This window comes from Providencia sp. PROV272 (assembly GCF_049901975.1).
Classification (GTDB): domain Bacteria; phylum Pseudomonadota; class Gammaproteobacteria; order Enterobacterales; family Enterobacteriaceae; genus Providencia; species Providencia stuartii.
The window spans coordinates 3418932-3442977 of sequence record NZ_CP096291.1; the positions used below are offsets into that span (position 1 = coordinate 3418932).

The following is a 24046-nucleotide window of genomic DNA, read 5'->3' on the forward strand; positions in this document are numbered from 1 at the left end:
TTAGGGGGAAATATGACTATCGACAATAGTGTCAATATCAATGAGGCTCCAGAGCGCGAATCGATGGAATTTGATGTCCTGATTGTCGGTGGTGGACCTGCGGGACTATCTGCGGCAATCCGCTTAAAGCAACTTGCCTTAGAAAAAAACAGTGAATTATCTGTCTGTCTGATCGATAAAGGTGCTGAAATTGGAGCGCATATTCTATCGGGTGCCGTGATCGACCCCCGTGCCCTTGATGAGCTACTACCCGACTGGCAGCACTTTGTCTCCAGTGACTTAACGGCAGTCACTGAAGATCGCTTTTTGCTCCTAAAAGAGCATAAAGCGAACCGGTTACCACTTGCTCTGTTACCAACCAGTTTAAAAAATGAAGGAAATGTAATTGGTAGTCTAGGGCGGGTATGTTCCGCCTTAGCATCACAAGCCGAACAGCTCGGGGTCGACGTATTTGCGGGCTTTGCGGCAACAGAAGTTATATACAGCGAGTCAGGCTCAGTGATAGGGGTGACGACGGGGGATATGGGGCTTGATAAATCAGGTAATCCAACCTCAATGTATCAACCGGGCATGAATTTATTAGCAAAAATGACGTTTTTTGCAGAAGGGTGCCGTGGGCAATTAGGGAAGCAACTTATTGAACATTTTGACTTATCAGCTGGCCGTGGAAAGCAAACCTATGGTCTTGGATTAAAGGAAATTTGGCAAATACCTAAAGAGCAGCATCAAGCCGGTTTGGTTGTTCATTCAATTGGTTGGCCTTTAGATAATAATACTTATGGTGGCGGCTTCGCTTATCATTATGGTGAAAATCTGGTTGCTGTTGGTTTAGTGGTAGGGCTGAACTACGAAAATCCTTATTTATCACCGTTTGATGAATTCCAACGTCTCAAAACTCACCCAGCGTTTAGCGCTTTTTTACAAGGTGGCGAACGAGTGAGTTATGGGGCTAGAACCTTGGTTGCTGGAGGACTTTCCGCATTACCAGAACTGAGCTTTCCTGGAGGAGCATTGATTGGTGATGATGCAGGCTTTTTGAATGCGGCTCGGATCAAAGGTAGTCACTGTGCAGTGAAAAGCGGTGCACTTGCGGCAGAAGCCCTGTTCGAATCAATGCGCGATCAATCTATCGATTATGCGGAATTTAAAACACAATATCGTCAAAAATTTGCACAGAGTTGGCTCTATCGTGAGTTATACCAAACTCGTAATTTCAAACCCTATATGAAAAAAGGTTTGTACTTAGGGTCGTTATTATTTGGTGCAGAACAGCTGCTTTTAAAGGGGCGTACACCGTGGACGTTAAAGCTAAAGCAAGCAGACCATGAAAGTTTGCAAGAGGCTAAAAACTTTCAACCGATTGAATACTCCAAGCCGGATGGCATTTTGACTTTTGATAAGCCTTCGTCGGTATTTCTATCAAACACTAATCATGAAGAAGAACAGCCGTGCCACTTAAAATTACAGGATAGTCAAATACCTATTAGCGTTAATTTATCTCGATATGCGGCACCAGAGACCCGTTATTGCCCCGCGGGGGTCTATGAAATAGTGAGTGAAAAAGAACAACCAAAGTTACAAATCAATGCGCAAAACTGTTTGCATTGTAAGGCGTGCGATATCAAAGACCCAACACAAAATATCTGTTGGACAGCACCACAAGGGGGAGAAGGGCCAATTTATCAAGGGATGTAACTGGTTTTGTTGTGATGTATTCCCGCCAATAGAAGCGCGGGTGTGGTTGTGCTTTATTTTATCAGTCGCTTTGGGGCATTTTGTGAATTTGCCCCATTTTTTTGTTTATGTGTTATGGGGTATCAATGCGTGAATGTAACTTTAATTTGTAACGAGAGCCTGCTGTTATCATATTGACATAACTAATTAAAATAGAGCCTGTCCAGGTACGGCGGCTAAGTTGTAAGCAGGGGGAACCTTCTTTAATAGAGAGGGATTGGGCAATGGCCTTAGTCGCTAAAGCGGCTTCGATGGTATGCTCCATTTCACTAACGGGAAAATGCCGCTGCAAGTATCCACTTGGTGTTTCTGTATCGCCAAAGTGTTGTTTGACGAAATCAGGAACGATAGCGTGATTGACATAACGCTCCTCAAGCATCAAAGGAATGTCATTTTCAAAATGGAGTACCTTGCAATAGCCGATATCACTTCCTTCCATCACTCCAAGTTGTAACGCAATTTCAGGCGAAGCAGTAATAATTTTAAGTTGTAATTGATGACCGCTATATTTATTACCGCTTAATGATATTTCATCAAAAATATCAAAAGCTTTGGTTACAGGCAGCTCATGCTTTTGGGTCGCAACAAAGGTGCCTTTCCCAGCAATACGATTCAGAATACCTTTTTGGCTTAGCTCAGAAATGGCTTTATTCACCGTCATGCGGCTGACATTAAATTGGGCGCAAAGCTCTAGCTCTGTGGGTATTTGAGTTTCAGGTTTGAAGATACCTAAATCAATACTACGCAGAATATAAGATTGAATTTGCTTGTATGCTGGTTGTGAAGTCATCGTGATTATTTTATTAATAATAAGGTGTTAGAAGAATCCGTTAATCTTCAGTTGTTACCATACCTAATCGGCGGTTTGCCCAAGTTTACCAGCAAACCTGCATCATTGTGACAAAAAAGTGTATTAAAGTACCGTAATGCTATTCAAAATAAGAAACACTGTAATTACCTGAATTTTATTAGTAAAGTCTAATTTTTATTAGGTGCATAACACGCCCTGACTATAATAGTGAAATATTAATAAATAAGATAGGCTCTACGTATGGGGGGCAGTACTTTTATGCCACTTTATCCGAGTATGATTATCGGTATGTTAGCCCAAAAGTAGGGTTCGATTGATAGCATCTGATTTAGTATTCTTTTTTACTCTTGAAAGTTATTAAAAATAGCAATATTTTTTGAAAAAATTTTAAAAGTGGCAATAAATTGGTGAGTTGTACGGAAAGCAAATCGATCGAATTGATTGGTTGAGTTGGCTATTCCATCAACCAAAAGGCCGTTTAAAGCTTATGGCGTGAGTAATGCAGGGAACAAACACACTATTTTTCAGACTCAATAATAGGTGAACTTGGTGTTTTATTAAGGGGGAAGTTTGCCAAAACATAAAAAATAATGAATAACGTATCCCAAACTTTATTAAGTGACATAAGGTATTTTTATTGATTTCATTTGACTTAAATCTATTTTAACTTAAGTAAGATGTTACTTTAATTTAATAAAATAAACTTAAATCTTAACAAGCTATAATAAAATTTCCTTGTTAATGTTTTTATTAAATTGTTATAAAATTCAGTGTGTTGCTTTTATTTTTACGGGTTTTGGATTTCAATAAATAATGTGATGAGCGTCATGTTGTTGTCGATAAATTATTCAATATTGTGATGCGTGTATAATATAATGACAACAGAGATTAAAATAACCAAATAGTTGTTATATATCTAAGCTCGACGGTAGTACTAATCCCTTAATTGAGGAGGCATAGTATGTTATCATTACATAAGCTAGTAATATCGAGGAGTTTCTTCTATATGAAGAAATGGTTCAATATTGATATTCCTTTAGCCTTCTTTTTTCCTCATCGATAATTCCAACGTTTTCTCTTAATTAATCGTTATCTTATTACTCATAATAAGTACGAATTTCTGTTTTTATTATTTAATGAAAATTAAAGGTATTATCATGGCTAAAAGAATCGTAGAACCGTTCCGTATTAAAATGGTAGAAAATATTCGTATTCCATCTAGGGAAGAGCGAGAAGCTGCATTAAAAGAAGCTGGCTACAATCCATTCTTATTACCGAGTAGTGCTGTATATATTGATTTATTAACCGATTCCGGTACTAACGCAATGAGTGATCAGCAGTGGGCCGCGATGATCACAGGGGATGAAGCGTATGCAGGGTCTCGTAACTATTATGATTTAAAAAATAAAGTTAAAGAGATGTTTGGCTACGATTACACTATTCCTGCTCACCAAGGGCGTGGTGCAGAAAATATGTTGTTCCCCGTATTATTGAAAGCTAAACAACAGGAGGGAGGGGCTAAGAATCCAGTCTTTATTTCTAATTTCCATTTTGATACAACAGCCGCACATGTTGAATTAAATGGGTGTAAAGCGATTAATATTGTCACCGAAAAGGCTTACGATTCGGAAACATATGATGACTGGAAAGGTAATTTTGATATTCAGAAGTTAAAAGATAATATTGCTAAATATGGGGCTGAAAACGTTGTCGCGATTGTTTCTACCGTCACTTGTAATAGTGCTGGTGGTCAGCCCGTTTCTATGGCGAATTTAAAAGAAGTCTATGAAATCGCTAAGCAGCATAATATCTTTGTTGTCATGGATTCCGCTCGTTTTTGTGAAAATGCCTATTTTATTAAAGAGCGTGATCCAAAATATAAAGATGCCACAATCAAAGAAGTTATTTTTGACATGTACAAATATGCCGATGCATTAACCATGTCTGCGAAGAAAGACCCGCTATTAAATATTGGTGGCTTAGGGCCTATCTCAAATACTACATCAAGACATTAGCGTTCAACCCCATTGTTAATCTTTTTGAAATTACAACCTCAATTAACAACATAAGAACCTCATCATTCACAACAATTTGTAACATCGATACGATTATTGATGCTTGCAAAAAAGAAGCGAGCGAGATAGGTAAACCACACGATACCCAATTTGAGCAATTGAGAGTCGCTTATACTTCTCTTAGTGTCCTGCTCGCCTTTCAAAAAATCACTCACCTACTGACGCCACTTGTATCAAATTATAAAAAATTACTTGAAGATAAACTTGAAGCGCCAGATCCTCTCTTCTATTTAGAACGGTATCTTTACCAAAATGTTAAAAATGATCCTGTTTTTTTGGGAGAAGATGCACTGTATGAGTATATCGAGGTGTTAATTTCTCACGAGAAAATAGATATCCCTAGTTGTGAAGATGACTGTGATTGCGGCCAAGGCCCTGAATGTGAGTGTCAATGGGTAATCCCCCCGTTTTTAACCGAGGTTATAAGTAGAATCAGGTCATTCGTTGTAGATGTTGCATTGGGGTATAGCCATTCAACGCCATGTTCGGCCGTTCGTGATTATAAAACCATTGCCACCGTGTAGCATAGTCTTGTAATTCATCCAGTGATGAAAACAAGTATTGCCCTAACCACTCATAGCGGACTGTCCGATTATAACGCTCAATGTAAGCATTTTGCTGCGGATTACCTGGCTGGATAAAGTTTATTTTGATATCTTGCAGATTAGCCCATGATATCAATATATTACTGGTGTACTCTGGCCCATTATCACAGCGTATGGAAACCGGTTTTCCTTTCCACTCAATAAGTTGCTCTAGTACTCTTACAACCCGACTCGCCGGCAGGGAAAAATCCACTTCAATAGCTAATGCTTCACGATTAAAATCATCGATGATATTCAATAAACGGACTGAGCGCCCATCCGACAGTTGATCATGCATAAAGTCCATTGACCAACATTCATTGCTCGTTTCGGGTACCGTCAGTGGCTCGGGCTTATCCCGTTTTAGGCGTTTCTTCGGCTTTATTCGCCTGTTCAGTGACAACGCACAATAAATTCGGTAAACCCTTTTGTGGTTAAATCTTAAGTTTTTTACGTTTCGAAGGTATAAAAAGCACAAGCTAAATCCCCAGTTGCGCTGGCTATCAGTGATGCGTATCAGCCAGTCAGCTATTGCTTCATTTTCTTTACTCAGTTTAGCTTGATAACGATAGCAACTTTCGCTCACTACAAATAACTGGCAGGCAAAACGTACGCTGATATTCCGTATTTTGACAGCTTCTTGCGCCATCCGCTTTCGATGCGATGGCTTCACCACTTTTTTGCCATAGCTTCCTGAATGATCTCAGCTTTCAACCTTTCTTCTGCATACATTTTTTTGAGGCGGCGATTTTCCTCTTCCAGTTCTTTCAAGCGGGTCATCATGGAAGCATCCATCCCACCAAAGCGTGAGCGCCACTTATAAAAACTGGCGTTGCTCATACCATGTTCGCGGCACAGTTCAGAAACAGGCGTTCCCGCCTCAGCTTGCTTAAGGATGGTGATAATTTGGCTATCGGTAAAACGTGCTTTTTTCATAGAGATCTCCTCAGTTCAGATTACGAGAAAATTCTACTTATTAATACACCGATTTTTCGGGGGGATTACCAATGTATCCCTAGTTATTGTTACGGTATTCTTAATATTCTAGAAAACTTTATATTTGAAAATAAATCTCATCTGCCTTTACCTACTCTTGTACCCTCCATAAACTTATCTGAGTTTTCCCTAAAAAAAATAAGCATTTTTGAATTATCATCATACTTAGATGAGCTCTGTGACGAAGTGCCATCTCTTAAATTATACAAAGAAATCCCTTATATTCTTGAGCTACTTTACGCTAACGAGTTAGATAACATAAGAGAGGTTATTAACGAAATCTCATTTGAAGAATTCCCATTAGGTTTTTTTACATCTACACTCGCTATTATCAATCTCGCATTAAAGATAAAGTTTGAACCAAAATCGATTCGATACGGGTCATTACTCTCCTATATCAATCCTATTTTAACAAATCAAGGTGTATATACTGAATATATCATTGTTACACCCGACATTAAAAATTCCACTCAGTCAGTTTCTGATATAGAAGAAAACCCTGTAATTAATGATCCCAACAACCAAACAGTTCTGCATTCAATCATGATATATAATAGAATGATAAAAAAAATGATTATTTATGATAATGATCACTCCGAGCTCATTGCCCCACAATCCGTTTATGGGCTTCTCGATTCGGTTGAGCTCGCCCTTAAAAAATTAAGGGAGGCTTTTTTTCAGGAGAAAATGTTGCTTACAGATAAAGAACTGGCAAGCCTTATCATTCAAAATAAAGTATTAACGAAACATGAAACCAATGATAATCTGATAGGTATACTCAATGAGGCTACATTATATAATTGCCTTGGTTGCCTTTCTTATTTATATAAAAATCTAGCGGGTTATGGCGAATCACTTCCAAACATATTATCATTTACAGGAATATCAAAAGATGAACATGAAGAAAGAGAAACATTACGTCGCGCATTACTCATCGTGAAAGAAAAACAGACTAATAAAGATAACTAAACACCTTCACTCTTATTCATGTCAATCAATGCACCTGCAACAGCTGCTACATGTAGCAGCTGTTGCAGGGTATACCTTCTATTTTAAATTTTATTGGCTAGTGGGCGGCCCGTTAACTTGTTATTAATTCGTTTTATGATTTTTAAGTTGGGCAATACCTACTTGATGGCAGGGAGGAATATTATAGAGCAAAAAAATATCATCGAGTTACGCAACTTATCTTATCAATTTGAATTATTGCATTAGCTAATTCCTGAGTATGTTTTGTATCGAGTTGATGGAGGGATTGGACGCGTTCTTGATAATCTTCATTGACTTTGACTTGTTCGGTCAGCTCAACAAGCAATTCGGAATTCTTAGTGTTTAACTCACCTATCCTTTCGTGTTGTTTCCACATTCCCCATATGGCTAGGCTATAGTCAGTACTAGAAGCTGCTTAGGCAGGTAGTAGGCGCTATCTGCCTTTTAAAAGGGTTCCACTGATAGCCGCAATCCTCGTCTGTTAGGGAATAGTCTGATACGAGCTTACCAATATCATGGAACAAAACGCCGAAGGCCACAGCAACACGCCACCTTGGTTCAAGCTCTTTTTTCTCAACAGGTCTGCCACTGAAAGCCTCTGTCCTCACGGACAGAGGCTTTTTTGCTTTTAAATCAACCTAAAAGTCAGCCTCTTATAGCCTAAAGTCTTTGAGTGACTAGATGATATATCGTGTAAGCTACTGATAGATTTTCAGTTTTCTGCTCCTAGGTCTGCATATTGTACTTTTCCTCTTACTCGACTTAACCAGTACCAACCTAGCTTCTCAACGGATTTATACCATGGCACTTTAAAGCCAGCATCACTGACAATGAGCGGTGTGGTGTTACTCGGTAGAATGCTCGCAAGGTCGGCTAGAAATTGGTCATGAGCTTTCTTTGAACATTGCTCTGAAAGCGGGAACGCTTTCTCATAAAGAGTAACAGAACGACCGTGTAGTGCGACTGAAGCTCGCAATACCATAAGCCGTTTTTGCTCACGAATATCAGACCAGTCAACAAGTACAATGGGCATCGTATTGCCCGAACAGATAAAGCTAGCATGCCAACGGTATACAGCGAGTCGCTCTTTGTGGAGGTGACGATTACCTAACAATCGGTCGATTCGTTTGATGTTATGTTTTGTTCTCGCTTTGGTTGGTAGGTTACGGCCAAGTTCGGTAAGAGTGAGAGTTTTACAGTCAAGTAAGGCGTGGCAAGCCAATGTTAAGCTGTTGAGTCGTTTTAAGTGTAATTCGGGGCAGAATTGGTAAAGAGAGTCGTGTAAAATATCGAGTTCGCACATCTTGTTGTCTGATTATTGATTTTTGGCGAAACCATTTGATCATATGACAAGATGTGTATCTACCTTAACTTAATGATTTTGATAAAAATCATTAGGGGATTCATCAGCACTTAGTGTGGCTTTTTTTACGTAAAAATAAATTAGCACAATAGGTGCCTTAAATTAATGATTAATCATTCAATGGTAACAACTAAGAACCTATCTCAATAGGACTTTATTCCAGACAATGGTACCAATATTGCAACGCCCAGGAAAAACTAATTGGTATTGGCCTATAAATACAACAATCTTAAAGTGATAATTGTAATTAACTTGTAGATGTGAACTGTATTTCATATAAAATATTCTACAGTTAGGGCTTAAAGTCATAACTAATTGAATTATAAGCAATTAAACTGTATTCGTGTGAATAATCATAAAAAAGGTGAAGCATTGTGGGCATATTTAAATCGATTTGGGATTTTTTTGGTCTTTATCAGACTAAGAGCCTATCTCAATAGGAGGTAAATTCATCACCTTACCCAGCCATATCGATGTTTAAAAGTCAGGCTGTATAAGGTTTTGGTTACAATAATATATTTTTTATGCGGTAATTAATCCCTATTGAGATAGGCTCTTAGTTGCTATTAAAGATGATGAAAATATTTTCACCTTAGCAAGGCAACGCTGTGTTCCAATGGAGGGGTTTGTCACTTATGGCGGTTTAGCCGGACGCGATATAGCGGCGATGGTACAAGGGCTTGAAGAAGGAACTAGGGAGGATTATCTACATTATCGTATTGGTCAAGTGAGATACTTAGGTGATCGCTTACGTGAAGGGGGGATCCCTATTCAGTACCCTACAGGGGGACATGCGGTATTTGTTGATTGTAAAAAGTTAGTTCCACAAATACCGAGCGAGCAATTTCCAGCCCAAGCAGTGATTAATGCACTTTATCTTGAGTCCGGTGTTCGTGCTGTTGAAATTGGTTCATTTTTACTTGGTCGTGACCCTGAAACAGGGAAACAGAAACATGCTGATATGGAGTTCATGCGACTCACTATAGCAAGGCGTGTTTATACCAACGACCATATGGACTATATCGCAGATGCCTTGATTGGCCTTAAAGATAGATTTGCAACGTTAAAAGGGCTGGATTTTGAATATGAGCCACCCGTATTAAGGCATTTTACCGCTAGATTAAAACCTATTAAATAATAGTCAATACTTCAGGTTCCCGTGCAATGCGGGAACTTTACCCTTATTTTTAAGGTGAATAACCATGAATAATTCGTCAGAGAAGAAGGAACCCTCCATATTGGTAGGGGGCTTTGTGCTCGGTGGCGCTATGATAGGGGCGGGCATGTTTAGCTTACCCACAATTATGGCAGGAGCATGGTTTATAAATTCAGTCATTGTTCTATTCGTTGTTTGTTTTTTCGCGAATTCAGATAATAAGTGCAACGCTCGGTCATGTTAGATGGAAGGACGGTTAGCTACTGATAAGCTATCCTGCTCTTCCGACCAAAGATGAGCGAGTAAGTATGAAGTATCAGCAACTAACCGAAGGACAACGATACCAGATATCGATACTGCGTGAGGATAATTTATCCTGCCATGAGATAGGTATCCGTATCGGTGTAAGCAAGTCCACGGTCTCCCGTGAACTGAGGCGTAACACTTCAGATACTGGTTATAACCCACAACAGGCACACCAGAAGTGCTGTGATAGGCGGCTGTCATCTGCCAAAAGGACAATTCCTCAGCAGACCATAGATTTCGTGATATTTGCTCTGGAGTGGAAGTGGAGTCCTGAGCAAATAAGTGCAATTGGCAGCATTATTGGTCTTAGCGTCAGCCATGAATGGATTTACCAGTATATCTATGCGGATAAGCGTAGCGGTGGCGAGTTGTACAGGCATCTTAGGCAGGGCAAACGGCGATATCGTAAGGGCTACGGGCAGAAACGAGGGCGCATCCCTGATGCGGTATCCATTGAGCTACGGCCGTCAGTCGTCGATGACCGTAGCCGTCTGGGGGACTGGGAGGCCGATTTGGTGCAGGGTAAACAGGGCACTGGTGCTATCGTGACACTGGCAGAACGCAAAAGCCGTATTTACCTGACAAAAAAGGTGTTTTCAAAGGATGCGGTGGAAGTCAGTAAGGCCATTATCTCACTGCTGAGTGAGTATCAGGATGTATGTCACACAATAACGTTCGATAACGGTCTAGAGTTTAGTGAGCACAAGGCGATAGCAGAAGCACTGAACGCAGATACGTACTTTGCCCATCCGTATGCCTCGCATGAGCGTGGGCTGAACGAGAATACGAATGGGTTGTTAAGACAGTTTATCCCGAAAGGAACAGACCTGCGGACAGTGACAGAAGAAGACTTACAACGCTATCAGGGAGCGTTGAACAGCAGGCCACGCAAGTGTCTGGGGTTCAGACAACCTTCGGTGGTGTTTGCGGAGCTAAGAAAGGCGGCTTAGCGTTGCACTTCGGACTTGAATCCGCCGAGTAAAGTTTCACGAATATGACGGATTTGGGGCGTTTTAGCAGACATGATGTTACCTTAGTAATAGGGGTAACGGTTAATTTAGCACTGTGGTCACCATCCTTAAATAAGAGTTTATGCCAGTTTTATCACATCAATCTCTATCAATATAAATAAGGCAGCCGTAGCGGCTACCTTAATTTTTACCAAAAGATTATTTTATAATTTGGATCTGTTTGACTTCCACTTCGCGTGTATTCCAGTCTTTGTCGATTTTACCGCGGATCTCTACTTTATCTTTTGGCGTGACATTAATGCCATTCCAGCGTTTTGGGCTAATTTCGAGATTGATGGTGCCTGTCCCATCGGTAAACTCATAATGTTTTTGATCTAACTGCTTAACAATATTACCACGCAAGATCACCCAGCTATCATCGGATAAATCGAGAGCTTTAGCGACCGTAGTTTCGCCGCTATTTGGGCCAGAAAAGCCACCAGCTTGGTTTGTTTGATTGGTGGTCGTCTGAGCCGCGCCTGGTCCATCAAAGCCACCATTTGCAGCGAGTACAGGTGCAGAAGCTAATGCAGCAATTAACGCGATTAAGGGTAATTTTTTCATAGTGGTCCTCTCCATTTGTTACCAAAATTTGTTTACGGGAGCTATTAAAACAAGAAATTCTTAACAGGATCTTAAGAACCCACAGAAAAAAAATATATTTTAAATTTAGTTCATAACAACTGGTCATATCCAAATTAATCGGATAAATATAACAATATTCTAATAAAGGAGAAAATCATGCGTATTTTGCTGATCGAAGATGACCGGTTAATTGGCGATGGTTTAAAAGTAGGATTAAGCCAACTTGGCTTTACCATTGATTGGTTTGCCGATGGTAAGCAAGGGCAAGTCGCCTTATTCGATGCGCCTTATGATGCCGTGATACTCGACCTTTCTCTGCCGAGTGTAGATGGTATGGAGATTTTGAAGTTTTGGCGCAAAGAAGGGCGTGATGAGCCTGTTTTAATATTAACCGCAAGAGATGCCTTGGATCAGCGAGTGCAAGGGCTACAACAAGGTGCCGATGACTACCTTTGTAAGCCCTTTGCGCTTGCAGAAGTTGCTGCGCGTTTGCAGGCATTAATTCGTCGGCGTAGCGGGCAATTGTCGCCAATATTAAAGCATGGTCATATTGAAATGGATCCTGTTGCAATGACTGTCACCTGTCACGGTGAACGTATCGAATTAAAAAGTAAGGAGTTATCTCTATTATCCTTGTTTTTACATAATCCAAACAAGGTGCTGTCTCGTGCCTTCATTGAGGAAAAATTGTATAACTGGGATGAAGAGGTATCCAGCAATGCCGTCGAGGTGCATATTCACCATTTACGGCGTAAGTTAGGTACACGTTTTATTCGAACAGTTCATGGTGTCGGCTACCGTTTAGGTGAGGAAGCATGAAAACCTTTAGCTTACGCTTAAAATTGACACTCATGCTGTTGCTACTCGCGCTAATGACGTGGGGAGTGGCGAGTTTACTTGCGTGGCATCAAACATATAAAACGATCAATGAACTGTTTGATACTCAGCAAATGGTATTTGCTAAACGTTTGTCTGTATTACCTTCTGATCTCGATTTTAATGATGTTTCATTAGCAAAAACGAAGAAAATCTTACGTAAAAACCGTGGTAATCAAGATGATGATGCGCTGGCATTCGCCATTTTCACACCTCAAGGGGAGATGGTACTGAATGACGGTGATAATGGGCGCAAAATCCCGTTTAACTTTAGCCGAGAAGGGTTTACCGAAGGCAAAATTAAAGGAAGTGATGATGAATGGCGCTTTGTTTGGCTAAGATCATCGGAAGGGCAATATATTATTGTCGTGGGGCAAGAGTGGGAATATCGGCAAGATATGGCGATGGAGATTATGGTTGCGCAGTTTTTACCTTGGCTAATTGCGCTGCCTATCATGCTAATCCTGTTTTTATGGTTATTAACGCGTGCATTGAGGCCATTACATCAAGTCACAACCCAACTCTATCAACGGCGGCCCGATGAGCTGAGTTCAGTGCATGTTGAGCGGCTCCCCTCAGAAGTCAAGCCAATGTTAGATGCACTCAATAGCTTATTTACGCGTATTCAAGCGATGTTTGCTCGTGAACGCCAATTTACCTCGGATGCGGCCCATGAGCTACGTAGTCCGTTGGCAGCACTGAAAGTGCAGGCCGAAGTTGTGCAGATAGCAGGGCATGATCCTACCATTCGAGAACATGCGGTTGCTAACTTATCCGAAGGGATCGATAGAGCCACACGTCTTGTCGATCAGCTATTAACGCTTTCTCGTTTAGAGTCATTGTCACAGCTTGATGATGTGGAGCAACTTTCATGGTTAGCCTTAATTGAGTCTGCACTGCAAGATATCTCATTAGAGGCGAAAGCTGCACAGACGACAATGGATGTTGTAGTGGTTAATGAGCCACCATTATTGACTGGGCAGCGTCTGTTATTAGCTATCCTTTTAAGGAATTTGCTACATAATGCCATTCGCTATGGTAAGGCTGGTGGAAAAGTAGATATTGTACTGAATAAGGATCACCTCACGATCCATGATGATGGGCAAGGGGTAACTCAGGATGTTCTTAAACGGTTAGGTGAACGCTTTTATCGTCCACCGGGGCAAGAGAAAACAGGTAGTGGTTTAGGGTTATCTATTGCGAAACAGATTGCTGAGCTACACCATTTCAGATTGGCTTTTGCAAATGGCGAAAATGGCGGTTTTTGCGTCAAAATCACTTGGTAATAATGCTTGGTTATTAATAAATTCCAAATAATTATTCACCATATAAATTTAGTGGCTAATAAGCCTTTTTAGAATAACTCACTAGTGATAGATAAACTCACACCTCTCTTTTAATATGTGCACGACAGCGATGTTTCCGTGCACAAGAGGTGATGAGCGCTATTGAGCAAGTTCAGATTTAATTAATGTGATCACTTTATCCACTTCAGGGGCAGTGAGCGCACCGTCTTTGAAGTAAAGCACTTTTCCTTGTTTATTCAAGATGATAATCGCTGAACTTTCTGGTGCGAGATGCCATGCTTTTTTAACGACACCATCGCTATCAACGATAAATTGCGAATAAGGAAACTCTTTTTTGCTGTCTTCAACACTGTTACTGACGAAAACACCTGTGCCAAAAATGGCATCATCCGCATTGATAATTGAGGTTGTTTGATAAGCATCATGGGGAAAATTCGCTTTTTTGATCGCTTCAATCAATGGTGCATTCAGCTCTTTAGCGGAAGAGCGCCCCGCAATATGTTGAACTGTACGGACTTTTCCTGGTAATTGTTGGCTTTTCCACTCTTGATAGGAAAATTTCCCCTCTTGACTTAATAGCATCTCTCCTTTGTCTGTAACAGAAACTGCCGGTACAGGTTGATTTAGTTGGATTTGGCTTGCGAAAGCTGTGGATGATAAGGTGAGTAGGCAAGCAAGTAAAAAATTCTTTTTAATCATTATATTACCTCATTATTACTTGGTTTGAGAGTGTCATGCAATGACTGAAACATGGCAGTCATGTTTTGCGCTTACAGTTATAGCATAGCTCATCCGATGAGTTGTGAAACTGAAATTAACATTTTTGCAAAATTTAGCATAACTACAAAGTTTTTGAGGTTATTGACAGAATGTTCGTAGTGTCATTTTCTGTAAATGAATTGAATAAAACTGCAATAATAGAACCAAAGTAAATATTACTGGTCTATTATTAACGAGCGGTATGAGTGAACGAGTATCGTATGACAAAAGGAAAGGAAAAGTTCTAATGAAAATATTTAACCGTTATAACCCATCCAAAATTGCACTCTACGTTAAAACGCTATTCCGTGGTCGTATTTACATCAAAGGCTTTGGTGCATTTGAATTCAATTACGGCAAAATCTTACCACCTAAAGTGGGTGATAAGCGCCACTACAATGTAATGAGTGAGGTGAATAAACAAGTTCTGGTTCTACAATCTGAGTTGGGGTAAATGCTGTTGATTTAATTAAATAGTTGTTCGCTATTTAATTAAAAGCAGCGCCACACAAAGTGGCGCATCAAATGAAACGGCTTCGCTGTAAAGTATTACTCTTTGACTTTTTGTGTTGGTTGTTCTGCGTTAGCCGTTTCTGTGTTGTTTTTACCCGCTTGAACCACGACAGGTGCGGGTGGCGTTGTAATTCGGGTGACAAGCAACTGATCAATCTTATAGTTATCGATATCGACAACTTCAAATTTATAGCCTGCATATTTCACATAATCAGTACGTTTCGGCATTTTCCTTAAACGGTACATCATAAAGCCTGCGATGGTCTCGTAATTACTCACATCAGGGAATTCATCGATATCTAAAATACGCTGTACATCTTCAATCGGAGTACCGCCTTCAACCAGCCATGAGTTTTCATCCCGCGTGATAATCTGCTCTTCTTGGCCTGGCCCAATCAGATCACCCATTAATGTTGTCATAACGTCGTTGATCGTAATAAGTCCCATCACAAGAGCGTACTCGTTGAGAATGACGGCAAAATCGACCCCATTTGTTTTAAAAGCTTCGAGTGTATCGGAAAGCGAGAGGGTATCGGGGATCATCAGCGCATTTTGAATATGAACGCCATCTTGTAAGTTAAGGCTTTGACCATTCAAAACACGATTTAGCAAGACTTTTGAATCAACAAAGCCAATGACATGGTCAATATCACCACTGCAAACTAAAAACTTAGAATGCGGCTCGGTTGAAATTTTATGTTTAATACTCTCCTCTGACTCTTCTTTATCAAAGAAGATAATACTTTCACGTGGCGTCATTGCAGAGGGAACGGTGCGTGATTCAAGTTCAAATACGTTTTCAATCAGTTCGTGCTCTTGCTTACGCAGCACACCTGCAACCGCCCCCGCTTCGACCACAGCAAAAATATCATCGGAGGTAATATCTTCATTACGTGCCGTTGGTAACTTGAAAATTTTGAAGATCAGGTTTGCAAGACCATTAAAAAACCAAACTAAAGGGCTTAATACGGTCAAACAAAAACGCATTGGATTGACAATTCGCACTGCGATGGCTTCAGGTTTCACCATTCCAATACGCTTAGGCGTTAGATCCGCCACTAAAATAAATAGGCTGGTGACAATCGTAAATGAAAGAATGGATGCGGTTTGCTGTGCCCAAGTTGGTGATAAGAAATGAATAAATACCTCTTGTAGTGATGGCGCAAAAGCAGATTCGCCGACAATACCTGCTAAGATGGCGACGGCGTTAAGGCCAATTTGCACTACGGTAAAAAACATACCCGGCATTTCTTGTAATTTTAGAACACGAGCGGCATTAACATTGCCCTCATCAGCCATGAGTTTCAATTTAATGCGGCGAGATGCTGCCAATGATATTTCTGACAGCGAAAAAAATGCGCTGATAGCACATAATAAAAGTACGATTAGTAAACTGTTAAGCATAAATTATCCAGACATTACCTTCAGGTATAACGGATCTTGATTTGAGATCACCTGAAGGTAACTCGTTCTACTACATAGGTAAAAATAACGCGGAGTGCGCAAAAATTCGGTTAGTGGCGTTATTATAGCATTAGGTTAAATTTTCTGCCTAGTTTATGTTCTGTGGTGGTAAACAAATGCCGATTCCACCTAAACCACAATAGCCTGCTGGGTTTTTGTGAAGATACTGTTGATGGTAATCTTCCGCAAAATAAAACACTTCAAATGGCATGATTTCTGTGGTGATTTGGCGTGGATCACCCTGTGCTGCCATCGCTTGTTGATAAGCGTCCCGCGTCTTTGTGGCTTGCTGTAATTGCGAATCAGAGACGGTGTAGATAGCCGAACGGTATTGGGTGCCAATGTCACCCCCTTGGCGCATACCTTGTGCTGGATCGTGGTTTTCCCAAAACAGGGTCAGTAAGTCTGCATAACTAATAGTTTGTGGGTCAAAGACGACTCTCACGATTTCAGTATGGCCGGTGAGACCCGTACACACTTCTTCGTAAGTTGGATTTGGCGTAATCCCGCCACTATAGCCAGCGGATGTTGAGTAAACGCCCGGTTGCTGCCAAAATAAACGCTCAACTCCCCAAAAACAGCCCATCGCAAAATAGGCAATTTCAGCGTTCTTCGGAATATTGTCAATCGAATGATGGTTAACCGCATGGTATGGTGAATGGGGAATAGCACTTTGCCTACCGGGTAGCGCTTGGGAAATATTTATGGGTTGTGACTGATTAGATGACATAACTATTCCTATGAGTAATGTTGTGCACGTTAGGTAAAAATTAGGATAAAAACTTGTATCTAAAATTTATTTTACTCAAAATAAATTGATATGGAGTCTTTAGTCAAACTATCAATGAACTTAGGAGCGGGCGTGTCAAAATACCCTATCATTTGTTTTCTCAGCTTAACGGCGGCGGTTTCTACGGCATATGCTGCAAATCTTCGCCTTAATATTGAAGGGCTTGAGGGGCAACCGAATCAGAACGTCCGAGTTCAATTATCTACGATTTCTCAAGATGAAGTTGTGCCTAATGGCCGCTTCCGCGCTCGGGTAACAAAAGCGATTGAGGATGGTTTAAAGCCGTTAGGCTACTACCAACCAAAAATTGAATTCAGCTATCAAGAAAATAAGCCACCAGCGCGTTCTGTGCTGACAGCGAAAGTGACTTTGGGTGAACCCATTCGAGTACAGGGTGTAAATATTGAATTAGAAGGGGGAGCCAAAAACGACCCTGACTATGCCAAAATGATTAAAAGTAATACACCCAAAATTGGTACGATCCAAAATGATGGTGAATATGAAAGCTTTAAAGGGAAGTTTAGTAGCCTAGCGATCCGTAAAGGTTATTTCGATGCGATAATGGAAAAAAGTCAGTTAGGGATATCGCTAGACCACCACGCGTCTTATTGGGATTTTAATTTTAATAGTGGTGAGCGTTATCGATTTGGTGCTATTTCCTATGAAGGTTCTCAAATTCGCACGGATTACCTAAATAACCTTGCTCCCTTTAAAGAGGGGGAATATTACACGTCAGAGCAATTAGCTGAATTTAACCGCCGATTAGTCGAAACTGGCTGGTTTACTTCGGCTATTGTCACTCCAAACATCGCTAAAGCGCGAGAAGATGATACTGACATATTGCCGATGGAAGGGGTGATGGTGCCTCGGGCAAAAAACTTTGTTGAATTGGGGGGCGGTTATGCGACAGACGTGGGGCCGCGTGTCAAAGCAACATGGAATAAGCCATGGGTCAACTCTCGTGGGCAAAGTATTACATCCAATATTAGCCTATCACAGCCAGAACAAATTATTGATGCAAGCTATAAGATCCCCCTTAAAGCCAATCCACTTGAACAATATTATGCCGTTCAAGGGGGGTATAAACGTACTGATTTAAACGATACGGAGTCTGATACCACAACGTTAAATCTGTCTCGTAACTGGGATTACTCCAGCGGTTGGCAGTATGGCGTCAATATGCGTTGGATGCTCAGTCACTTTACTCAGGCAGATGTCACAAATACCACGATGCTGCTCTATCCAGGGGCAAATGCGAGTCGCATTCGTCAACGCGGAGGGGTGATGCCAAGTTGGGGTGATAGCCAACGTTATTCTGTTGATTACTCAAATGAAATTTGGGGATCAGATATTGATTTTCTCGTGTTACAAACAAAACAGGTCTGGATCCGTTCTCCTTGGGAAGGGCACCGTTTTGTGTTTAGAGGCAACTTAGGTTGGATTGAAACTAATAACTTTGACAAAGTACCGCCAGACTTGCGTTTCTTCGCAGGGGGTGATGGCAGTGTACGTGGTTACGGTTACCAAAAAATCTCTCCAGAGGATAGTAAAGGCAAGCTAACCGGGGCATCTAAACTGGTTGTCGGCTCTATCGAGTATGATTACAACTTCACGGGTAATTGGTGGGGCGCCGCGTTCGTTGATACCGGTGAAGCAGTTAACGATATTAAGAAAAGCGATTTTAAAACAGGGGCCGGTGTTGGCGTCCGTTGGGTTTCTCCTGTAGGGCCAATTAAATTCGATTTGGCCACCCCAATTGGAGATTCGGATAACAATAAAATTCAATTTTACATCGGCTTGGGGACAGAACTATGAAATGGATGAAGTGGTTAAAATGGACAGGTCTCACCATTTTATTAGTCTTGATCTTGGTTTTTGCCGCGCTAGGCTGGGTACTTGGCACACAATCGGGCCTGCATTTTGCCTTGAACAGCGCCACCCGTTTTGTATCGGGGTTAGAAATCCGTTCGATTGAAGGGGATATCAATAATCTCACCTTGACCGACGTAAAATACCAAATGCCAGGTGTTGATGTGAATGCTGGAAAATTACATCTGGCGTTACGTTTAGGCTGTTTGACTAATCGGGAATTATGTATTGATGATCTTTCGACCGAAAATGTGGTCGTTAATGTTGATACATCCAAAATGCCACCTTCAGAAGAGACACCACCTTCTGAGCCATTAACAGAGTTAAATGCGCCACTGACCATCAACCTAAATCAACTACAACTGACTTCAACGCAAGTCAATGTGGATGGAATGGCGATTGATTTAGGGAAGTTTAAAACGGGTATTTACTGGCAGAAAAAAGCGTTAACGGTAACGCCAACCGATATTATTGATTTGGCGATTAATTTACCTGAAAACAAAGAGGCACCACCAGAAGAGCCCGTCAAAGAAGTCGCGACTGGCGAAGAAAAATCTATTGGTGAAACGCTAAAAACATTATTCGCCAAACCGTTATTAGCGGAATTGCCGGAAGTGATTTTGCCTGTTGATCTAAATGTTGAAGGTATTAATGGTTCAAACTTGCAACTGACGGGAGCAACCGAAGCGGTTATTAATAGTTTGAATTTAACGCTTTCAAACGATGGGCAAAACGTTTTACTTAAGAAATTTACGATTGATTCACCGCAAGGTAATGTCGCCTTATCAGGCACCGCAACATTACAGGATAAGTGGCCGGTTTCTTTGTCGATAACAGGGGAAAGCCGCCTTGAAGATCTTAATGGACAAAAGATTGATTTATCCCTTAAAGGTGGATTGCTCGAAGAGTTAAAACTGGCACTGAATCTCAGTGGGCCAGTGAATGCGACGTTGAATGCTCAGACCGATCTTGGTCAGGCAGACTTACCTATTCAATTAACGCTAGAGAGCCAAAAATTGAGCTGGCCGCTGGTGGGAGAGGCTCAATATCAGCTTGATGGCACTCGTTTACGCTTAAATGGGCGTCCTTCGGCTTATGATTTGTCCCTTCGCTCTGCGATTACCGGACAAGATATTCCACCTTCAACGCTAATGTTGGATGCGAAAGGTAATGAAGAGCAAATTAACCTTACGCGCCTACGTTTAGCGGCGTTGCAAGGTAATGCGGATATTACGGGGGTGGCTGACTGGAGCAAAGCGATCAGTTGGAATGCAGTACTGACGTTATCAGGTATCAATACCGCAAAACAGTGGCCTGAATGGCCAGCAAAAGTCGATGGTAAGATTGCCACTCGCGGTAGTCTTTATGGCGGTAGCTGGCAGTTACAAGTCCCTGAGATTAGCTTAGACGGTAACGTCAAGAATAATCCGCTAAAAGCACGCGGTCAGGCTTCAGGTAATGCGGCAGGGCAATGGAATATACCTGATCTGAAACTGTCATTGGGTAAAAACCACCTTGATGTTAAAGGAAGCCTTGCGGACAAATGGAACCTAGATACTAAAATCAATGCACCGGGCCTTGATGGCATATTGCCGGGGCTAGGTGGTGTGATCATCGGTGATGTAAAACTACGCGGTGACCTCGACGCGCCAGAGGTACAAGCGGATCTTGCCGCTCGTGGGGTGAGATGGCAAAAAGACCTATCCATTGATAATGCGGTTATTAAAGGAAAAGTCACATCGGGTGAGCAAATCAAAGGGGATTTATCCGTCGTTGTTCGCCAACTCAAACAGGCTGACTTGGTGATCAGCCAGCTAACATTAGATGCGAATGGGAGCGAGAAAAAACATACCGTAAAATTGGATGTGAAAGGTGAGCCAGTTTCGGGGCGCTTAACGTTAGCAGGTGGTTTCGATCGCCAAACTGAAACATGGAAAGGTAATCTCAGCAATACCTTATTTGAAACGCCAGTGGGTGAATGGCAATTAAGTAAGGTCATGGCGCTGGACTATGCAAACCAAACGCAAGAAGTGACTATTGGTACTCACTGTTGGGTGAATACCAATGCACGCCTTTGTGTTCCCAAACCGATTAAAGCAGGGAAAAGTGGTAGCGCCGATGTTGTGTTAGAACGCTTTGACCTTGCGATGTTAAAACCGTTCCTGACAGATGAGACACGCGTCAAAGGCGTATTTAGCGGTAAAGCCAATGTGGTATGGAAGGATGATGGCAGCTTGCCACAAGCTAAAGTCGATCTTAAAGGTGATGGTGTTAAAGCTGTTCAATTGGTTCAAGGTACACTATTACCGTTAGAGTTTGAGACTCTGACCTTGAATGCCGCATTGAAAAATGGCAAAGCAGACCTGAATTGGTTGTTTAAAATTGCCAACAATGGGCAGTTAAAAGGCAATGTTCATATTGCTGATTTGGAAAAGAGACGGCAGCTTTCAGGTAATGTCGAAATCAATGCGATTACCTTAGCGTTAATTAAGCCGTTATTAGGCGAGAAAGAAGTTGCCAATGGTAACCTAAATGCCAATTTACGTCTTGGCGGAACGGCGAATAACCCATTGCTAAATGGTAATTTATCCCTTTCAGGCTTAGAGCTTAAATCGTCATTGATCCCATTTGATATCAAAAGTGGTCAATTAGGTATTGCCTTTAATGGCGCCAGCTCAGTCATGACGGGGCAAATTAATACGCCAGAAGGTTATCTGAATATTAATGGTGATGCGGATTGGCGTAAGGCAGAGGCATGGCACGCTAAAGTCATGGCCGTGGGTAACAATTTACGTGTATCCATGCCGCCAATGATCAAAGTGGATGTGCAGCCTGATATTGTGTTTGAAGCTTCACCGACCTTACTGACGTTAAACGGAAGTGTGAATATTCCGTGGGCAAGAATTACGGTTCAAGAAATTCCTGAATCAGCGGTAGGGGCTTCTTCCGATGTGGTGATGTTAGACAGTGACCTGAAACCTATTGAGAAGACAAGCACACCAATTCCAATTCAAACCAATCTGGATATTAAGATCGGCAACGATGTGATGTTGGATGCGTTTGGTCTGAAAGCTCGCTTAACAGGCATGTTGAAGGTACTGCAAAATAAACAAGGTCTGAGCTTAAATGGGCAAATCGATATTCCATCAGGGCGTTTCCGTGCTTATGGGCAAGATTTGATCGTGCGTAAAGGGCAAATCCAGTTCTCAGGTCCTCCGGAACAGCCTTTCTTGAACTTAGAAGCGATTCGTAATCCTGAAAACACAGCTGATAATGTGATTGCTGGTGTTAAGGTGACAGGGCTTGCAGACAAACCGAAAGTCGAGATATTCTCTGAGCCAGCCAAAACGCAACAAGAAGCTTTATCCTATTTGCTACGCGGAGAAGGATTAGAAAGCGGAGATGCTAATGGTTCACAAATGACATCAATGCTAATTGGACTCGGGGTGGCTCAAAGTGGGCAACTCGTAGGTAAGATTGGTGAAACATTTGGAGTATCTGATTTAGCCCTCGATACGCAAGGGGTTGGTGATAAATCACAAGTCGTGGTGAGCGGTAAAATTACCAATGACCTTCAAATTAAGTACGGTGTTGGTATATTTGACTCACTGGCAACGCTAACATTGCGTTATCGATTAATGCCTAAATTATATTTGGAAGCGGTGTCTGGTGTGAATCAGGCGCTGGATCTTCTTTATCAATTTGAGTTTTAATATATGCGTGTAATTGTTTATGGCAGTTTAAGGCGCAAGCAAGGAAATCATCACTGGATGACTTACGCTCAGTTGTTAGGCGAACATAGCTTAGAAGGCTATGAGCTTTATGACTTGGGGTATTATCCAGCGGTTATCAAAGGTGAAGGTGTGATTGAGTGCGAAGTGTATCGCATCAATCCCTCTATTTTGACTGAGTTAGATGAGTTAAAGAAAAATTCACAGGACTATGTTCGTGAATTAATCCCTACGCCATATGGCAATGCTTGGATTTATCTTTATCGGCATTCCGTTGAAGGCTTGCGTCGTATCAAATCAGGTGACTGGTTAAAACGTCACGAAGAAGAGTAATAAAGCGCCGGTAGCCAATGGGTTATCGGCGCTTTTTCTATAAAAAAGGCTCTCGTGTTACCACCAGAGCCTTCCCTTCCCGAGTTAGGGGAAATTATTTTTTAGCAGCGCGTTCGAAAGAAGAGATAATTTCAGCTTTAGCCGCTTCAACGTTATCCCAACCGTCTACTTTCACCCACTTACCTTTTTCTAAATCTTTGTAGTGTTCAAAGAAGTGTGTGATTTGTGCGCGTAGCAGCTCTGGCAGGTCGTTCACATCTTTAATGTGATCGTATTCTTTGCTCAGTTTAGTGTGTGGTACTGCAACTAATTTGGCATCTTCACCTGATTCATCAGTCATTTTTAATACGCCGACTGGACGGCAACGAATAACTGAGCCTGGTTGTAATGGGTAAGGTGTTGGTACCAGTACATCAACAGGGTCACCATCTAAAGATAGTGTGTTGTTGATGTAACCATAGTTACATGGATAGAACATCGCTGTAGACATAAAACGGTCTACAAATAGAGCGCCAGAGTCTTTATCAACTTCATATTTGATAGGATCTGCATTAGCAGGGATTTCGATGATAACGTAGATATCTTCTGGCAGATCTTTACCTGCCGGTACATTGTTCAGGCCCATGAAAAAGTATCCTTTATGTTAAAAACTAATATGCCCATCAATAAGTTAAGCCCTATCTAAGCAACTTAAAACGATTTTGGGTACATAACGTGAAAGGTATTATAGCCGTAAAGAGGGGTAAAACTCACTAGTTGGTAGGGCATTCATAAAAAAAAGCTGAGAAAAGGCC

Annotated in this window: 17 protein-coding genes and 4 pseudogenes; 12 read left to right on the top strand and 9 right to left on the bottom strand. The window is 41.4% G+C overall.

Going from position 1 to position 24046, the window contains the following annotated elements:
- Positions 1-12: 12 nt before the first annotated feature.
- Positions 13-1695: an electron transfer flavoprotein-ubiquinone oxidoreductase gene (locus M1E93_RS15770; RefSeq protein WP_104873207.1), complete on the top strand. Its 1683-nt coding sequence runs from the start codon at positions 13-15 to the stop codon at positions 1693-1695.
- Between the two features lie 112 nt (positions 1696-1807).
- Here M1E93_RS15770 and M1E93_RS15775 read toward each other — a convergent pair whose 3' ends face one another.
- Positions 1808-2524 (bottom strand): UTRA domain-containing protein, encoded by a 717-nt coding sequence (locus tag M1E93_RS15775; protein WP_004925662.1) that lies wholly within the window; start codon positions 2522-2524, stop codon positions 1808-1810.
- A gap of 1178 nt (positions 2525-3702) precedes the next feature.
- On the opposite strand from M1E93_RS15775, the pseudogene M1E93_RS15780 reads away from it, so the two are divergent.
- A pseudogene (locus M1E93_RS15780) lies at positions 3703-4527 on the top strand (tryptophanase); the annotation flags it as partial.
- Between the two features lie 525 nt (positions 4528-5052).
- On the opposite strand, the gene M1E93_RS15785 reads toward M1E93_RS15780, so the two are convergent.
- Positions 5053-6140 (bottom strand): IS3 family transposase gene (locus tag M1E93_RS15785; RefSeq protein WP_426207013.1). Its coding sequence is split into 2 segments (ribosomal slippage): positions 5053-5888 and positions 5888-6140, totalling 1089 coding nucleotides; the frame shifts between segments, so codons are not numbered across the junction.
- Between M1E93_RS15785 and M1E93_RS15790 the strand changes: the two genes are divergently transcribed.
- On the top strand, positions 6111-7169 hold the full coding sequence (locus M1E93_RS15790) for a hypothetical protein (protein ID WP_426207014.1): 1059 nt from the start codon (positions 6111-6113) through the stop codon (positions 7167-7169). The two genes, M1E93_RS15785 and M1E93_RS15790, sit on opposite strands and share 30 nt — an antisense overlap.
- A 431-nt stretch (positions 7170-7600) precedes the next feature.
- Here the strand turns inward: M1E93_RS15790 and M1E93_RS15795 are convergent.
- Positions 7601-7780 (bottom strand): annotated as a pseudogene (locus tag M1E93_RS15795) (TraI domain-containing protein); the annotation flags it as partial.
- Between the two features lie 53 nt (positions 7781-7833).
- Positions 7834-8493: pseudogene (locus M1E93_RS15800) on the bottom strand (IS4-like element ISVsa5 family transposase); the annotation flags it as partial.
- Between the two features lie 616 nt (positions 8494-9109).
- Between M1E93_RS15800 and M1E93_RS15805 the strand changes: the two are divergent.
- The 3 genes and pseudogenes from M1E93_RS15805 to M1E93_RS15815 form a co-directional block, all read left to right on the top strand.
- Positions 9110-9691: pseudogene (locus M1E93_RS15805) on the top strand (beta-eliminating lyase-related protein); the annotation flags it as partial.
- A gap of 145 nt (positions 9692-9836) precedes the next feature.
- On the top strand, positions 9837-9953 hold the full coding sequence (locus M1E93_RS15810) for an aromatic amino acid transport family protein (protein ID WP_426207292.1): 117 nt from the start codon (positions 9837-9839) through the stop codon (positions 9951-9953).
- Between the two features lie 64 nt (positions 9954-10017).
- Positions 10018-10965, top strand: coding sequence for an IS30 family transposase (locus M1E93_RS15815; RefSeq protein WP_140035165.1), 948 nt, complete (start codon positions 10018-10020; stop codon positions 10963-10965).
- Positions 10966-11184: 219 nt separating this feature from the next.
- Here M1E93_RS15815 and M1E93_RS15820 read toward each other — a convergent pair whose 3' ends face one another.
- Positions 11185-11589, bottom strand: coding sequence for a YgiW/YdeI family stress tolerance OB fold protein (locus tag M1E93_RS15820; protein ID WP_036942658.1), 405 nt, complete (start codon positions 11587-11589; stop codon positions 11185-11187).
- 177 nt (positions 11590-11766) lie between these two features.
- Here M1E93_RS15820 and qseB point away from each other — a divergent pair, with 177 nt between their 5' ends.
- Together qseB and qseC are read left to right on the top strand one after the other, a co-directional pair.
- Positions 11767-12429, top strand: a complete 663-nt coding sequence (gene qseB / locus M1E93_RS15825; protein WP_004915700.1) for a quorum sensing response regulator transcription factor QseB — start codon at positions 11767-11769, stop codon at positions 12427-12429.
- Entirely contained in the window at positions 12426-13772 is a 1347-nt protein-coding gene (qseC, locus tag M1E93_RS15830; protein WP_014657314.1) for a quorum sensing histidine kinase QseC, read from the top strand. The genes qseB and qseC overlap by 4 nt, the downstream gene beginning before the upstream one ends.
- Before the next feature lie 159 nt (positions 13773-13931).
- On the opposite strand, the gene M1E93_RS15835 is transcribed toward qseC, so the two are convergent.
- Positions 13932-14492, bottom strand: a complete 561-nt coding sequence (locus M1E93_RS15835) for a YtfJ family protein (protein WP_004915703.1) — start codon at positions 14490-14492, stop codon at positions 13932-13934.
- 307 nt (positions 14493-14799) lie between these two features.
- Here M1E93_RS15835 and M1E93_RS15840 point away from each other — a divergent pair, with 307 nt between their 5' ends.
- Entirely contained in the window at positions 14800-15006 is a 207-nt protein-coding gene (locus tag M1E93_RS15840) for a DUF1107 domain-containing protein (protein WP_014657315.1), read from the top strand.
- A 95-nt stretch (positions 15007-15101) separates the two neighbouring features.
- Here M1E93_RS15840 and M1E93_RS15845 read toward each other — a convergent pair whose 3' ends face one another.
- Positions 15102-16469, bottom strand: a complete 1368-nt coding sequence (locus M1E93_RS15845; RefSeq protein WP_014657316.1) for a hemolysin family protein — start codon at positions 16467-16469, stop codon at positions 15102-15104.
- Positions 16470-16617: 148 nt separating this feature from the next.
- Positions 16618-17259: a peptide-methionine (S)-S-oxide reductase MsrA gene (gene msrA, locus M1E93_RS15850; RefSeq protein WP_036942667.1), complete on the bottom strand. Its 642-nt coding sequence runs from the start codon at positions 17257-17259 to the stop codon at positions 16618-16620.
- Between the two features lie 132 nt (positions 17260-17391).
- Between msrA and tamA the strand changes: the two genes are divergently transcribed.
- Genes tamA through M1E93_RS15865 form a run of 3 tightly spaced genes read left to right on the top strand, consistent with a single transcriptional unit; the run spans position 17392 to position 23252 of the window.
- Entirely contained in the window at positions 17392-19134 is a 1743-nt protein-coding gene (tamA, locus tag M1E93_RS15855) for an autotransporter assembly complex protein TamA (protein WP_036944083.1), read from the top strand.
- Positions 19131-22901, top strand: coding sequence for an autotransporter assembly complex protein TamB (gene tamB / locus M1E93_RS15860; RefSeq protein WP_104873169.1), 3771 nt, complete (start codon positions 19131-19133; stop codon positions 22899-22901). Before tamA ends, tamB begins: the two co-directional genes overlap by 4 nt.
- Positions 22902-22904: 3 nt before the next feature.
- Positions 22905-23252: a gamma-glutamylcyclotransferase family protein gene (locus M1E93_RS15865; protein WP_004915721.1), complete on the top strand. Its 348-nt coding sequence runs from the start codon at positions 22905-22907 to the stop codon at positions 23250-23252.
- 94 nt (positions 23253-23346) lie between these two features.
- Here the strand turns inward: M1E93_RS15865 and ppa are convergent, their stop codons facing one another.
- Entirely contained in the window at positions 23347-23877 is a 531-nt protein-coding gene (gene ppa / locus M1E93_RS15870) for an inorganic diphosphatase (RefSeq protein WP_004915724.1), read from the bottom strand.
- Positions 23878-24046 lie beyond the last annotated feature (169 nt).